Origin of the sequence: Pseudomonas sp. BF-RE-22 (assembly GCF_019956155.1) — a bacterium.
In the GTDB taxonomy this organism is placed as follows: Bacteria; Pseudomonadota; Gammaproteobacteria; order Pseudomonadales; family Pseudomonadaceae; genus Aquipseudomonas; species Aquipseudomonas migulae.
Genome location: NZ_JAHBDD010000029.1, coordinates 38,503 through 52,969, shown reverse-complemented (window position 1 = coordinate 52,969; position 14,467 = coordinate 38,503). Strand labels below are relative to the sequence as shown.

At 59.3% G+C, this 14,467-nt stretch carries 13 protein-coding genes and 1 pseudogene; 6 read left to right on the top strand and 8 right to left on the bottom strand.

The genetic code is table 11. The features are described from left to right. Positions 1–961: 961 nt before the first annotated feature. The 4 genes and pseudogenes from KGA82_RS16085 to KGA82_RS16070 form a co-directional block, all read right to left on the bottom strand. On the bottom strand, positions 962–2,794 hold the full coding sequence (locus KGA82_RS16085; protein ID WP_223451184.1) for an ABC transporter ATP-binding protein: 1,833 nt from the start codon (positions 2,792–2,794) through the stop codon (positions 962–964). 90 nt (positions 2,795–2,884) lie between these two features. Beyond that, positions 2,885–3,448, bottom strand: a complete 564-nt coding sequence (locus KGA82_RS16080; RefSeq protein WP_008040944.1) for a peptidylprolyl isomerase A — start codon at positions 3,446–3,448, stop codon at positions 2,885–2,887. 3 nt (positions 3,449–3,451) lie between these two features. After that, positions 3,452–4,257: pseudogene (locus KGA82_RS16075) on the bottom strand (alpha/beta fold hydrolase). 14 nt (positions 4,258–4,271) lie between these two features. Then, positions 4,272–5,195 (bottom strand): LysR family transcriptional regulator, encoded by a 924-nt coding sequence (locus tag KGA82_RS16070; RefSeq protein WP_008034291.1) that lies wholly within the window; start codon positions 5,193–5,195, stop codon positions 4,272–4,274. A 49-nt stretch (positions 5,196–5,244) separates the two neighbouring features. Between KGA82_RS16070 and KGA82_RS16065 the strand changes: the two genes are divergently transcribed. From KGA82_RS16065 to KGA82_RS16055, 3 genes are all read left to right on the top strand, one after another. Then, the gene (locus KGA82_RS16065) at positions 5,245–5,559 is read left to right on the top strand and encodes a hypothetical protein (RefSeq protein WP_008034289.1); all 315 of its coding nucleotides are present in this window, start codon (positions 5,245–5,247) and stop codon (positions 5,557–5,559) included. Between the two features lie 262 nt (positions 5,560–5,821). Further along, a complete protein-coding gene (locus tag KGA82_RS16060) occupies positions 5,822–6,421 on the top strand; it encodes an FMN-dependent NADH-azoreductase (RefSeq protein WP_207286301.1) in 600 nt (199 codons plus the stop codon). 334 nt (positions 6,422–6,755) lie between these two features. Next, positions 6,756–7,622: a carboxylate/amino acid/amine transporter gene (locus KGA82_RS16055; protein ID WP_008040940.1), complete on the top strand. Its 867-nt coding sequence runs from the start codon at positions 6,756–6,758 to the stop codon at positions 7,620–7,622. A 104-nt stretch (positions 7,623–7,726) separates the two neighbouring features. Here the strand turns inward: KGA82_RS16055 and KGA82_RS16050 are convergent, their stop codons facing one another. Next, positions 7,727–8,614: a LysR family transcriptional regulator gene (locus KGA82_RS16050; RefSeq protein ID WP_008034284.1), complete on the bottom strand. Its 888-nt coding sequence runs from the start codon at positions 8,612–8,614 to the stop codon at positions 7,727–7,729. A gap of 159 nt (positions 8,615–8,773) precedes the next feature. Here KGA82_RS16050 and KGA82_RS16045 point away from each other — a divergent pair, with 159 nt between their 5' ends. Then, complete coding sequence (locus KGA82_RS16045) at positions 8,774–9,418, top strand: hydrolase (RefSeq protein WP_008040938.1); 645 nt, start codon at positions 8,774–8,776, stop codon at positions 9,416–9,418. Between the two features lie 116 nt (positions 9,419–9,534). On the opposite strand, the gene KGA82_RS16040 is transcribed toward KGA82_RS16045, so the two are convergent. Further along, positions 9,535–10,833 (bottom strand): mechanosensitive ion channel family protein, encoded by a 1,299-nt coding sequence (locus KGA82_RS16040; RefSeq protein ID WP_008034280.1) that lies wholly within the window; start codon positions 10,831–10,833, stop codon positions 9,535–9,537. Between the two features lie 193 nt (positions 10,834–11,026). Between KGA82_RS16040 and KGA82_RS16035 the strand changes: the two genes are divergently transcribed. Continuing rightward, on the top strand, positions 11,027–12,373 hold the full coding sequence (locus tag KGA82_RS16035; RefSeq protein ID WP_008034278.1) for a DEAD/DEAH box helicase: 1,347 nt from the start codon (positions 11,027–11,029) through the stop codon (positions 12,371–12,373). 144 nt (positions 12,374–12,517) lie between these two features. On the opposite strand, the gene KGA82_RS16030 is transcribed toward KGA82_RS16035, so the two are convergent. Together KGA82_RS16030 and KGA82_RS16025 are read right to left on the bottom strand one after the other, a co-directional pair. Next, positions 12,518–12,793 carry a hypothetical protein gene (locus tag KGA82_RS16030; protein ID WP_008034277.1) on the bottom strand — a complete coding sequence of 92 codons (276 nt, stop codon included), beginning with the start codon at positions 12,791–12,793 and terminating at the stop codon, positions 12,518–12,520. A gap of 257 nt (positions 12,794–13,050) precedes the next feature. After that, entirely contained in the window at positions 13,051–13,785 is a 735-nt protein-coding gene (locus tag KGA82_RS16025; protein WP_223451181.1) for a DUF899 domain-containing protein, read from the bottom strand. Positions 13,786–13,962: 177 nt separating this feature from the next. Here KGA82_RS16025 and KGA82_RS16020 point away from each other — a divergent pair, with 177 nt between their 5' ends. After that, positions 13,963–14,352: a hypothetical protein gene (locus KGA82_RS16020; RefSeq protein WP_008040973.1), complete on the top strand. Its 390-nt coding sequence runs from the start codon at positions 13,963–13,965 to the stop codon at positions 14,350–14,352. Positions 14,353–14,467: the final 115 nt, after the last annotated feature.

The window sequence follows — 14,467 nt, the reverse complement described above, 5'->3', positions numbered from 1 at the left end:
CGGTGGCTCGCTAAGGCTCGCCATGCCCTCGCTCCGGTCCTGCTCCGTGGGCCCGCCGCCATCGGCCATCCATGGCCGGGGGCGGCTAACCCGGCATCCATGCCGGGTTGCCCACTGCGCAGAACCTCCACTCGGCCTCTCGAGGGGGCGACTACCGCCACAGCCGCCGAGGCGGCCTGAAAGCCGACCTGGCTCTTTTGATGTCCGCGTTGTTCTTCTCTGATGCGTTCACTCATTCCGGATATGTACACCAACCCCTGTAGGAGCCGGCTTGCTGGCGATCGCGTCCTTTCAGGCAATAAATACGTCGACTGACCCACCGCCATCGCCAGCAAGCCGGCTCCTACAGTTGATCGTATTTCTCCAGACAACTATGCATTTCCCTTGTAGGAGCCGGCTTGCTGGCGATGGCGTCCTTTCAGGCGATAGATGTGTCGACTGACCCACCGCTATCGCCAGCAAGCCGGCTCCTACAGTTGATAGTATTTCTCCAGACACCTATGCATTTCCCTTGTAGGAGCCAGCTTGCTGGCGATTGCGTCCTTTCAGGCAATAAATACGTCGACTGACCCACCACCATCGCCGGCAAGCCGGCTCCTACAGGGGGCACGTACGCTTTTGATTTCCACCACTCATCAGGCCGAGCGTTAGCTCGCCTTCAGCTTTTGATCTGGCTTTTGAGGTACACGCCCCCTCGAGAGGCCGAGTGGAGGTTCTGCGCAGTGGGCAACCCGGCATGGATGCCGGGTTAGCCGCCCCCGGCCAGGGATGGCCGATGGCGGCGGGCCCACGGAGCAGGACCGGAGCGAGGGCATGCCGAGCCTAGGCGAGGCACCGAACGAAAGGGGCAAGAGCGCTTGGTTACTTGGCGCTTCTCCAAGTGACTCGCCGTAAGGGCGAAACCAATAGCAGCCGTTACCGCAGCAACGGATATGCCCCCAATCCCAACCCCAATCCCCAATCAATCGATCCCAACAAACCCCCCAGTCTGATGCTGCCACAACCGCGCATACAACCCGCCATGCGCCAGCAACTCAGCATGGGTCCCCGTCTCGGCAATCTTGCCTTTCTCAAGCACCACCAGCCGGTCCATCCGGGCGATGGTCGAGAGCCGGTGAGCAATGGCAATCACGGTTTTACCCTGCATCAGGGTTTCCAGGCTTTCCTGAATCGCCGCTTCGACTTCCGAATCCAGCGCCGAAGTCGCTTCGTCCATGATCAAAATCGGCGCGTCCTTGAGCAGCACGCGGGCGATGGCGATCCGCTGACGCTGACCACCGGAGAGCTTCACCCCACGCTCACCGACATGCGCATCGAAACCGGTGCGCCCCTCGGCGTCCGAGAGCAACGGGATAAACTCGTCGGCCCGGGCCTTGTGCACCGCTTCCCAGAGTTCGGCATCGGTGGCGTCCGGTTTGCCATAGAGCAAATTGTCGCGGATCGAGCGGTGCAGCAGCGACGTGTCCTGGGTGATCATGCCGATGCGCTCGCGCAGGCTTTCCTGGCCGACTTCGGCGATGTTCTGGCCGTCGATCAGGATCCGCCCGCCCTGCACGTCATAGAGGCGCAGCAGCAGGTTGACCAGGGTCGATTTACCGGCGCCGGAAGGGCCGATCAAGCCGATTTTTTCACCGGGTTTGATCGTCAGGTTGAGGTCGCCAATGATCCCGCTCTTCTTGCCGTAGTGGAAATCCACGTGCTCGAAGCGCACTTCGCCCCGGGCGACGGTCAGCGGTTTGGCCTCTGCGTGATCAGTGACGCTGACCGGTTGTGAAATGGTCTGCAAACCGTCCTGAACCATGCCGATGTTTTCGAAAATGCCGGTAACCACCCACATGATCCAGCCGGACATGTTGACGATCCGGATCACCAGGCCGGTGGCCAGCGCAATGGCGCCCACCGTGATCAGCGACTGCGTCCACAGCCACAGCGCCAGGCCCGTGGTGCTGACGATCAGCAAGCCGTTCATGCTGGTGATGACCACGTCCATGCTGGTGACCACGCGGCCAGCCAGTTGGGCTTTGACCGTCTGTTCTTCGATGGCTTCCTTGGCGTATTGCTGCTCGAAGTTGGTGTGGGCGAACAGCTTCAGCGTGGTGATGTTGGTGTAGCCGTCGACGATCCGGCCCATGAGCTTGGAACGCGCATCCGAAGACACCACGGAGCGCTCTTTCACCCGTGGCACGAAGTAGTAGAGGGCGCCGATGTAGGCGGCGATCCAGGTCAACAACGGGATCATCAGGCGCCAGTCGGCCTCGGCGAACAGCACCAGCGAACTGATCGCGTAAATCAGCACATGCCACAGCGCGTCCACCGCTTGCACGGCGGAATCGCGCAGCGAGTTGCCGGTCTGCATGATGCGTTGGGCGATGCGCCCGGCGAAGTCGTTCTGGAAGAAATTCAGGCTCTGCTTGAGCACGTAACTGTGGTTCTGCCAGCGGATCATGCTGGTCATGCTGGGGCTCAGGGTCTGGTGCACCAGCAAGTCATGCAGGCCTACGAACACCGGGCGCAGGATCAGCGCCACGACGGCCATCCAGGCCAGTTCGATGCCGTGTTCCTTGAAGAAATTGACGTTCGGCGTGCCTTGGGCCAGGTCGATGATGCGGCTCAGGTAGCTGAACAGCGCCACTTCGATCAATGCACCGAACAGGCCGACGGTCAGCAGGGCGGCGAAACTCGGCCAGACCTGCTTCAGGTAATAGGTATAGAAGGGGAAAACACGGTCGGGCGGAGCCGCCGTCGGGGCGTCACGGAACACGTCAATCAATTGTTCAAAACGGCGATAAAGCATCAGTTCTCCGCCCGCGTGCGGGCTCTCCTTTAAACACTATGAGCGGCGCCGAATGCCGGCGGCCGCTCAACATCCCTGTGCCTGTGGATCTTAGTCGATGCGCTTGGCCGACTTGATCAGCACCGGGTCGATAGGCACGTTCTGCATGCCTTGTTTGGTGGTGGTTTGCGAATTGACGATGATGTCCACCACGTCCATGCCCTTGACCACTTTGGCGAACACCGCATAACCGGCGTCGCGACCCGGGTCGAGGAACGCATTGTCGGCAACGTTGATGAAGAACTGGCTGGTGGCCGAATCCGGGTTCGACGTACGCGCCATCGACAAGGTGCCGCGCACGTTATGCAGGCCGTTGCTGGCTTCGTTCTTGATCGGTGCCTTGGTGTCTTTTTGCGCCATCTGCGCAGTGAAACCGCCGCCCTGGGCCATGAAGCCCGGGATCACACGGTGGAAAATCGTGTTGTTGTAGAAGCCGCTGTCGACGTACTCAAGGAAGTTCTTGGTACTGATCGGCGCCTTGACCGGGTCCAGTTCGATTTCGATCTGGCCGTTGGTGGTTTCCAGCAGAACGTGTGGGGCCTTGGCGGGCGTAGCGGCCATCAGGTTGGCGGCAAACAGAACGGTGCCAGCGACGAGGGCGATTTTTTTCAGCATGGGTCAGTGATCCTGAGTGTGGTGGTGTCGACTGCGGTGAGAAACTCGAGCAGGGTTTGGTTGAAGCGTTCGGGTTGATCCAGCGGGGTGGCGTGACGCGAATCGGCGATCACCACCAGCCGCGCATCGGGCAGCAGTTTTACATAGTTCTCTTTCAACGCTACCGGCGTGTAGTCCCGGTCGGCGCTGACAATGAGGGTTGGACAGGACACCCTGGAAAGTCGTTCCTGAACCCCCCAACCAACAATCGCGTCGAAGCTGGCGAGATAAGCATGTTTGTCGTTTTTTGCCCAGCGTTCGGCCATCTTTTGACGCAATTCGGCCTGTTCCGGCTTGGGGAACAGTTTGCCACCAAGGGCCTTACCGATGGTGCCCAGGCTAAGCGCACGCATCAGGCTCCAGCGCTTGAACCATTGCCAGTAATCGTCGCGGCTGCGCAATTTGACCTCGGGCGCGCTGTTGACGATGCACAGGCTCTTGAGCAATTGCGGCTGATCCACCGCCAGTTGGAAGCCGATCATGCCGCCCATCGAAAGTCCCACATAATGTGTCGGGCCGAGGTTCAGATGTTCGATCAGGGCGATCAGGTCGGCGCTGAACCCGGCGATGCTGTAGCGCTCGCGGGGTTTGTCGGAGCGACCGTGGCCGCGCACATCCGGGACGATCACCCGGTAGCGGGCGGCCAATGCCGGAATCTGTTTTTCCCAGTCCAGGGTGCTGGAACCGAGCCCGTGAACCAGCAGCAACGGCGTGCCGTGGCCATATTCCTCATAGTGCAGGTTGCAACCTTCGTGTTCGAAATAGGCCATGCGATCACTCCGTGTCAGGCTTGTTCTGGGGCAGCGAAGGGCGCATCCAGCGGCGCGGTGTCAAAGGTGCGCAGCAGTTCGATGAGGATTTGCGTGGCCGGGCCCAAGGGTTTTTCCTTGTTTGAATACAGGTAGAAACTCGGGTTCCGGCTACCGCCCTGATCCAACGGTAGCAGCTTGAGCGTCCCTTCCTTCAGTTCGCGTTCGATCATGTGCCGCGGCAACCAGGCAAACCCCAGGCCGCTGCTGACAAACGTCGCGGCGGTGGCCAGGCTGCCGACGGTCCAGCGTTGTTCGGCGCCGAGCCAGCCGACGTCGCGTGGCTGTTGACGGCCGGAGTCGCGGATCACCACCTGCATCTGGCTTTCCAGGTCCTGGAAATTCAGTTCACGGTTCAATCGATGCAGGGCGTGCTCGGGGTGGGCGACGGCGACGAATTCGACGTCGCTCAATTCCGCACCCAAATAGCCGGGAATACTAAAGCCGGTGATCGCCAGGTCGGCCACGCCTTCCAGCAGGACTTCTTCCACGCCCGACAATACTTCTTCGCGCAGACGCACGCGGCAGCCACGGCTTTGCGGCATGAACGCGGTCAAGGCGCGGACGAGGCGGGCGCTGGGGTAGGCGGCGTCGACCACCAAACGCACTTCCGCTTCCCAGCCTTGTTCCATGTGATGCGCCAGGTCTTCCAGTTGGCTGGCCTGTTTCACCAGTTGCCGCGAGCGACGCAGCAAGACGCCGCCGGCCTCGGTCAGCACCGCCTTGCGGCCGTCGATGCGCAGCAATGGCACGCCGAGTTGATCCTGCATGCGCGCCACGGTGTAGCTGACCGACGATTGCGAGCGGTGCAGCGCTTCGGCGGCCTGGGCGAAACCGCCGTGGTCGACCACGGCCTGTAACGTTCGCCATTGATCAAGGGTCACGCGGGGCGCTTTCATCTTGAGCTCCTCTTGTCCTAAGCTGGCGGTCCTTATTGGAGACTGCCGAATGAAAAAATTCTGTTGTGTGGTGCTGGCGATGTTGCCGTTGACTGCGTTTGCCTACCCGATCGACGTACAAAAACAGCTGAACGGCATGGACATCGACTACAACGCGTATGACACGGATACCGACATCGCCTCCATTCAGGTCAACAACTTCGGCAGCACCGATGCAGTCTGTAAGGTGGTTTTCAATAACGGTCCGGAAGCACCGCGCACCCGCAATATCGAAGTGGCTGCCGGCAAGCACAAAAATGCCACTGCCAAGTTCAACCGGACCATCATCAAGATGCGCATCAACCTGACCTGCACCCCGAAATAACACCAACCCCCTTGTAGGAGCGAGCGATGCGGCGATCCGACTTGCCCGCGAAGGCGATGTACCAGTCGACATCAATGTTGAATGACACGGCCCCTTCGCGGGCAAGTCGGATCGCCGCACCGCTCGCTCCTACAGGTCATGCTCAGCTTATAAACGAATTTATTGATGGGTTATAGCAGTTATTTGCGCTTTTTCATCGATATGACTCTGTTTAACCTTCACTCCATCGACTTACAGCATTCTCAGATGGAGGCTACATCCCATGTCCCGCGTTCTGATCATCGAAAGCAGCGCCCGTCAGCAAGACTCTGTTTCGCGTCAACTGACCCAGACCTTCATCAACCAGTGGAAAACCGCTCACCCGAACGACCAGATCACCGTACGTGACCTGGCTGTCAATCCGGTGCCGCACCTGGATATCAACCTGCTGGGCGGCTGGATGAAACCCGCCGAGCAGCGCAATGACATCGAACAGGCTTCCCTGGAGCGCTCCAATCAGTTGACCGATGAATTGCTGGCCGCCGACGTATTGGTCATGGCCGCACCGATGTACAACTTCGCGATCCCCAGCACGCTGAAAGCCTGGCTCGACCACGTGCTGCGAGCCGGTGTGACCTTCAAATACACCGACACTGGCCCGCAAGGCCTGCTCAGCGGCAAACGCGCTTACGTGCTGACCGCTCGCGGCGGGATCTACGCCGGCAGCACAGCGGATCATCAGGAACCGTACCTGCGTCAGGTCATGGGTTTCATCGGAATCCACGATGTGACCTTCATTCACGCCGAAGGCATGAACCTGGGCGGTGACTTCCAGGAGAAGGGCCTGAACCAGGCCAACGCCAAGCTTTCCCAAGTGGCCTGAGGCTTTAATCGCCAGATAATCGCTGGATGGTCTAGTGACCTGGCGCAACCCTTCAAGCCTGTACGCGCATCGACCTCCCTTTGCACTTGTTGCTCCTGAGTGCTGTAGCCCGATTGAACGCTTTAGCGAGATCGGGCTTTTTTTTGCCTGCGATTTAGTGGTTTGCCACAAACCTGTAGGAGCGAAGCTTGCTCGCGAAGACGGTGTCACAGTCAACAGAGATAGCGGCTGACACACCGTCTTCGCGAGCAAGCTTCGCTCCTACAGGGGCCTGCGTGTCTCGCGATCGTCGGCAAAACCCGCTATCGTCGCCGCCATTCAAAACGAGGCGAGCATGGGCTATCTACTTTTTGTCACGCTGATCCAGGCGTTTTCCTTCAGTCTGATCGGCGAATACCTGGCCGGTCATGTCGACAGTTACTTCGCGGTGCTGGTGCGCGTGCTGCTGGCGGGGCTGGTGTTTATTCCGTTGACGCGCTGGCGCTCGGTGGAGCCTGCGTTCATGCGCGGCATGCTGCTGATCGGTGCGTTGCAGTTCGGCGTGACTTACGTCTGCCTGTACCTGAGCTTCCGGGTGCTGACGGTGCCGGAAGTGTTGCTGTTCACCATCCTCACACCGCTGCATGTGACGCTGATCGAAGACGCGCTGAACCGACGCTTCAATCCTTGGGCCTTGGTCGCGGCGCTGGTGGCGGTGCTCGGCGCGGCGGTGATTCGCTACGACCGGATCAACCCGGATTTCTTCATGGGGTTCCTGCTGCTGCAACTGGCCAACTTCACCTACGCTGCCGGGCAGGTGCTTTATAAGCATCTGGTGGCGCGTCATCCAAGCGATCTGCCGCATTACCGGCGCTTCGGTTATTTCTATCTCGGCGCATTGGCGGTGGCGTTACCGGCGTTTCTGTTGTTCGGTAAACAGAACTTCCTGCCCGAAGCACCGCTGCAATGGGGCGTGCTGGTGTTCCTCGGCCTGGTCTCGACCGCGCTGGGGTTGTACTGGTGGAACAAGGGCGCGTGCCTGGTGAATGGCGGGACGCTGGCGGTGATGAACAACCTGCATGTGCCGGTGGGGTTGCTGATCAATCTGCTGATCTGGAATCAGCATGAAGAGCTGGGGCGGTTGTTCTTTGGCGGATCGGTGATTTTGATGGCGGTGTGGATCAGCCGGTTGGGTGTACGAAAGTCGTTGGCAATCACCTGACTCCTGTAGGAGCCGGCTTGCCGGCGATCGCGGTGTGACAGGCAACAGGTATGTTGACTGACACTCTGCCTTCGCGGGCAAGCCTCGCTCCTACAAGGGATGTGTTATTTCTCTGCCAGTTGCGCCACCAGAAATTCGATGAACGTCCGGGTCTTCTGCGGCACCCGGCGTGCCGATGGATAGACCGCGTTAATCGTGATCGCAGGCGCCTGCCATTCACACATCACCGGCACCAACCGGCCAGCCGCCAGCGCATCCTCGACAATGAAATTGGGCAACAGCGCGATGCCCATGCCGGCCTCGGCAGCCTGGGCGAGCAAGTCGCCATTGTTGGCGTGCAGCGGGCCCGTGACGTTGACCCGTTGGGTTTCCTTGCCGTTGCACAGCTGCAAACTCACGCCACTTTGCAAATACCCGTAGTTCAAACATTGATGGGCGCGCAGATCCTGCGGCGTCTGCGGAGTGCCTGCGCGTTCGAGATACGCAGGTGAGGCGACCATGATTCGCGGGGCCGGCGCCAGTTGCCGGGCAATCATCGTCGAGTCCGGCATGCTGGCGATGCGGATGGTCACGTCGAAACCACCGCGAACCGGGTCAACCTGCTGATCGCTGAGCACCAGTTGCAGCTCTATGTTCGGGTGTTGTTCATGAAACAGCGGAATCAGCGGCCCCAGCCGGCGCAACCCGAAGGACATCGGCGCATTGACCCGCAGCACCCCGCGTAACTCGCCGATGCCGTTACGGGCACGCTGTTCGGCCTCGTCCAGCGAGGCCAGTACTTCCCGCGCCGCGTCGAAATACTCCGCGCCAGCCTCGGTCAGGTGCAGGCTGCGCGTGGTGCGCTGCAGCAGTTGCACGCCGATGGCTTCCTCCAGCGCCTGAATCTGTTTGCTGACTTTTGATCGCGGCACATCCATTGCCCGTGCAGCGGCGGCAAAGCCGTTCTCGCCGACCGTGACGACGAACGCGCGCATGCATTCGATGCGATCCATGATTGTCCCTATTTTAGAATCAATGATTCTCGATTTTAGGTAATTGTCCCTTTCCTTGCTAGCCCCTAAAGTGACATCCAAGCCGACGACAAAGCCTCTGGAAGCCACGTCGACTAACCCATTACTGATTTGAACTATCGACATCAAAAGGAACGCGCCATGTCTATTCGTGAACTGCTCAACCCAACCAACTCCGCTCTGATCCTGATTGACCACCAGCCGCAAATGGCTTTCGGCGTGCAGTCGATCGACCGTCAGACCCTGAAGAACAACACCGTCGGCCTGGCCAAGGCCGCCAAGATCTTCAACGTGCCGACGATCTACACCTCGGTGGAAACCGAAAGCTTCAGCGGCTTCATCTGGCCGGAGTTGCTGGCTGTTCACCCAGAGCAGAAGCCGATCGAGCGCACCTCGATGAACTCCTGGGAAGACAAGGCGCTGGTTGACGCGGTGAAAGCCACTGGCCGCAAGAAGCTGATCATCGCTGCGCTCTGGACTGAAGTCTGCCTGACCTTCCCGGCGCTGGAAGCCCTGGCTGAAGGCTACGAGGTGTACATCGTGACCGACGCGTCTGGCGGCACCACCAAAGAAGCTCACGACATGTCGGTGCAGCGGATGATTCAGGCAGGCGCGGTGCCGGTCACCTGGCAACAAGTGCTGCTGGAATACCAGCGTGACTGGGCACACAAAGACACTTACGAGGCGGTGATGGAGCTGGTGCTGGAACACAGCGGCGCGTATGGCATGGGTGTGGATTACGCCTACACCATGGTGCACAAGGCGCCGCAGCGTCAGGTCAAATAACACCGTTACCCTTGTAGGAGCGAGGCTTGCCCGCGAAGGCGGTGTGTCTATCGACATTAATGTTGACTGACACACCGCCTTCGCGGGCAAGCCTCGCTCCTACAAGGGTTTGGGGGTTACATGATGTGTTTTTCGGGTTCGGGGATGTGGCTTGCGCCAAGCATCGCCGGGAGCAACCCGGCCCGCAGATCCCCGCCACTCGGCTGCTGATAAAGGCTCAAGCCAAACTCCGGCAGCACCGCCAGCAGATAATCGAAAATATCCCCCTGAATCCGCTCGTAATCCGCCCACGCCGTGGTGCGGGTGAAGCAATAGATTTCCAGCGGAATCCCCTGCGCCGTGGTCTGCATCTGCCGCACCATGCAGGTCATGTTCGGCTGAACCTCTGGATGGCTTTTCAAATACGCCAGCGCATAGGCGCGGAAGGTCCCGATGTTGGTCATCCGCCGACGGTTGGCCGACATTGCCGCGACGTTGCCCTGAGCCTCGTTCCAGGCCTTGAGTTCAGCCTGCTTGCGGCTGATGTAGTCGGTCAGCAGGTGCACCTGGGACAGCTTTTGCTCTTCGTCATCACGGATGAATCGCACGCCGCTGGCGTCGATGAACAGGCTGCGCTTGATCCGTCGTCCACCGGACTGCTGCATGCCGCGCCAGTTCTTGAACGACTCGGACATCAGGCGCCAGGTCGGAATCGAAACGATGGTCTTGTCGAAGTTCTGCACCTTGACCGTGTGCAGCGTGATGTCCACCACATCGCCATCGGCGCCGACTTGCGGCATCTCGATCCAGTCGCCGACCCGCAGCATGTCGTTGCTGGTCAACTGCACGCTGGCGACAAACGACAACAGGGTGTCTTTGTAGACCAACAGAATCACCGCCGACATGGCGCCCAGACCCGACAGCAGCAACAGCGGCGAACGGTCGATCAACGTGGCGACGATGATGATCGCGCCAAATACGTACAACACCATTTTCGCCAGTTGCACGTAGCCTTTGATCGAGCGGGTGCGGGCATGTTCGGTGCGGGCGTAGATGTCCAGCAACGCATTGAGCAGGGCGCTGATCGCCAGCACCAGGAACAGAATGGTGAAGGCCAGTGCGACGTTGCCGAGGAAAATCAGGCTGGTTTTGCCCAGCTCCGGCACCAGGTGCAGGCCGAACTGGATCACCAGCGACGGCGTCATCTGCGCCAGGCGATGAAACACCTTGTTCTGGCGAAAGTCGTTGACCCAGTGCAACGCCGGTTGGCGGCCGAGCATTTTGGTCGCGTGCAGGATCAGGTAACGCGCCACTCGTCCGAGGGTCAGCGCCACCACCAGCAACAGAAGCAGCCCGAGGCCGGAATGCAGGAGCGGATGCTGATCGAGAGCACCCCAGATGTCTTGGACGTTGAGCCAGAGCTGTTTGATATCCATGGGTAAAACCGTTTCTTCTATTGTCCGTGTCGGACCGATTAGAGCATTTAAGACGCTTTGCATGACGTTTAAGGACAAAAGAGGCAACAAAAAAGCCACTGTTTACGGTCGATTGCATAAAGAAACTCGGCCTTCGCGCTCGAAACCGTTACCCTATGCAGCTGTTTTTTTGTATTTCTTCGAGGTAGCACCCGTGTTTTCCCAATTCGCCCTGCACGAACGCCTGCTCAAAGCCGTGGCCGAGCTTAAATTTGTCGAGCCAACGCCTGTGCAAGCAGCGGCTATTCCGCTGGCGCTCCAAGGGCGTGACCTGCGGGTGACAGCGCAAACCGGTAGCGGCAAAACCGCTGCTTTCGTTTTGCCGATCCTCAACCGTCTGATCGGCCCGGCGAAAATCCGCGTCAGCATCAAGACCCTGATCCTGCTGCCGACTCGCGAGCTGGCCCAGCAGACCATCAAGGAAGTCGAGCGCTTTGCGCAATTCACCTTCATCAAGTCCGGCCTGATCACCGGCGGTGAAGACTTCAAGGTCCAGGCCGCCATGCTGCGCAAGGTGCCGGACATCCTGATCGGTACGCCGGGCCGGATGATCGAGCAACTGAACGCCGGCAACCTCGACCTGAAAGAAGTCGAAGTACTGGTGCTCGACGAAGCCGACCGCATGCTCGACATGGGCTTTGCCGAAGACGTGCAGCGTCTGGTGGACGAGTGCACCAACCGCCAGCAGACCATGCTGTTCTCCGCCACCACTGGCGGTTCGGGCCTGCGCGAGATGGTTGCCAAGGTTCTGAACAACCCGGAACACCTGCAGCTGAACAACGTCAGCGATCTGAATGCGACCACTCGTCAGCAGATCATCACCGCTGACCACAACCAGCACAAAGAGCAGATCGTGAACTGGCTGCTGGCCAACGAGACCTATCAGAAGGCCATCGTGTTCACCAACACCCGGGCCATGGCCGACCGTATCTACGGCCGCCTGGTGGCGCAGGAATACAAAGCGTTCGTCCTGCACGGTGACAAGGACCAGAAAGACCGCAAGCTGGCGATCGATCGCCTGAAGCAAGGCGGCGTGAAAATCCTCGTGGCCACCGACGTTGCCGCTCGCGGCCTGGACGTTGACGGCCTGGACCTGGTGATCAACTTCGACATGCCGCGCAGCGGCGACGAATACGTTCACCGCATCGGTCGTACCGGTCGTGCCGGCAACGATGGTCTGGCCATCTCGCTGATCTGCCACGGCGACTGGAACCTGATGTCGAGTATCGAGCGCTACCTCAAGCAGAGCTTCGAGCGCCGCACCATCAAGGAAGTCAAAGGCACCTACGGCGGACCGAAAAAGGTCAAGGCCTCGGGCAAAGCGGTTGGCGTGAAGAAGAAAAAGGTCGACGCCAAGGGCGAGAAGAAGAAAACCGGCGCCAAGGCACCGACCAAGCGCAAAATCGCCAACCGCCCGAAGACCGACGCCCTGTCGCTGGTCAGCAAGGACGGCATGGCCCCGCTCAAGCGCCGCAAGCCGGAAGCGCCGGCTGCTGAATAAAGCGCCGTAGCGATCCCATAAAAAACCGGACAAATGTCCGGTTTTTTTTATAGCGCGATCCCCTGTAGGAGCCGGCTTGCCGGCGATGCGATCTAACAGATACACCGCGGTGCAGCCATCGCCAGCAAGCTGGCTCCTACAAGGTTAGCTCTCAGCTTTTTTATCCGCTGTTTCCAACTCCTTCATGCGCTGATCGATCAACTGGCACTTGTCCGGCAGATCCGCGCTGGCCGTGCCCAAATCCATTTTCTGCAACTCGTCGTTGATCTCCTTGGCCTTCTTCGGATTCTGCTCGGTGAGTTTGGCCACTTCCTTGGCCAGTTGTTCGCGTTTGGTGGTGGCTTCCTCGGGTGTGCAGGCCCAAACGGGCAGGGCGCACGCGAGGGTGGCGGCGAGGGTGAGTTTCAGCAGGGTTTTCATATGGCGGGCCTCAGTTCCGGTTAAGGCGGGTTATCCGGTTGAGGGTTGAGATCAGGGGAAAGTTCAGCGTATCGGCTTCTTTTGTTCGAGTGACAAGCTGAAAGCCAATCGCTGGCGATAGCGGTGTGTCAGTTGCATCGGCGTTGATTGTAAGTAAGCATCGCGAGCAAGCTTGCTCCTACAGGAGTTGCGGTGTTCACGGACATTGTGTCCGGTCCTGACCGCTGAGGGAGCAAGCTGGTTCGCGAAGGTGTGGTCTACCCCCCATGGCAGCAGCTCGAACTCACCTTGTCTTCATACCTGTCGTGATGCCGTACCCATTCCATGATCTGCTCTTCGTTGCGCCCCTTGGGCGTCAGGTCGAGGTAGTTATAGGCGCCGACCAGCATGTCCAGGCCACGGGCATAAGTTGAATAGGTGTGAAAAATCTCGCCTGCTTCGTTGCGATAAAACACGCTGAGGCCTGGGAGTTCTTCTTCGGCGCCGTCAGTTTTTTCGTAGTTGTAGGTGGCCTTTCCAGCAGCAACATCTTCAGCTCGGGCCGAGACGCCAAAGTCATAGTTAAAGTCGCAACCTTCTGACGACACCCAATCGAATTTCCAGCCCATGCGTTGCTTGAACGCCTGGAATTCGGCGAAGGGTGCGTGGGAAACCGCCACCACCGCCACGTCGTGATGCGCCAGGTGCTGGTTGGCGCCGTCGATGTGGTCGGACAGGAATGAGCAACCGGGGCAGCCTTCGTCCCAACCGTCGGCAAACATGAAGTGGTAGATGACCAGTTGGCTGCGACCGCCGAACAGGTCGGCCAGCTTCAATTCACCATTGGGGCCCTGGAAGTGATAGTCCTTGCTGATTTTCACCCAAGGCAGGGCGCGGCGTTCGGCGCTGAGTTTGTCCCGTTCCCGGGTGAAGGCTTTTTCGTGGGCCAGGTGTTGTTTGCGGGCGGCGAGCCATTCTTCTCGCGACACGACCGGATGGTTCTGAACGTTCATCGGGTTTTCTCCTGCGCAATGCTGGGCGGTGACTGACATAACCTTGTCGTTTGACCTATGCCAAATTCGACATACCGCCGGTCAGCGCCGTTAAAGAACTGCGCTGAACGGCGGCGAGCGCTGTCGGTCACAAGCTATGAAGGCCATCACACTCACAGGTTTTGGAGGTTGGACAGGATGACGACTTATAACTGGGATTTGATTGAACGCCTGCTGCACGAAGTGCAGAACGCAGCACCCAGCTTCACGCCACGGCCCTATGCCGAGCAGTACGCGGCGGAGAAAGCCACGGAGGGCGAAGAGCCTGAGAACCTGGATCACCTGAAAGCGGTGGCCGGCGAGTATGAAAAGTTACTGTTGGCGCGTGGCTACATCGAGCCTAGGCCTGAAGAGCAGGGTGGAACCGGTTCGAATTACAGGCTGACGATGCGGGGTTCAAGGTTGTTGAGCCTGATCGACAGCAGCATTCCGGGCAATGATCATCCGCGGCAGGTGCTGGATGAGCAGGACGATGCGCTGGATGAGGTGACGTTTGATGAGGTGGCGTCCCACGCGCAGATTGCCTGAAGAACTTCGATTACCAATGTGGGAGCGAGCCTGCTCGCGATGGCGGTGTGTCAGTCGACATCGATGTTGTCTGAAACACCGCCATCGCGAGCAGGCTCGCTCCCACATTGTTTTT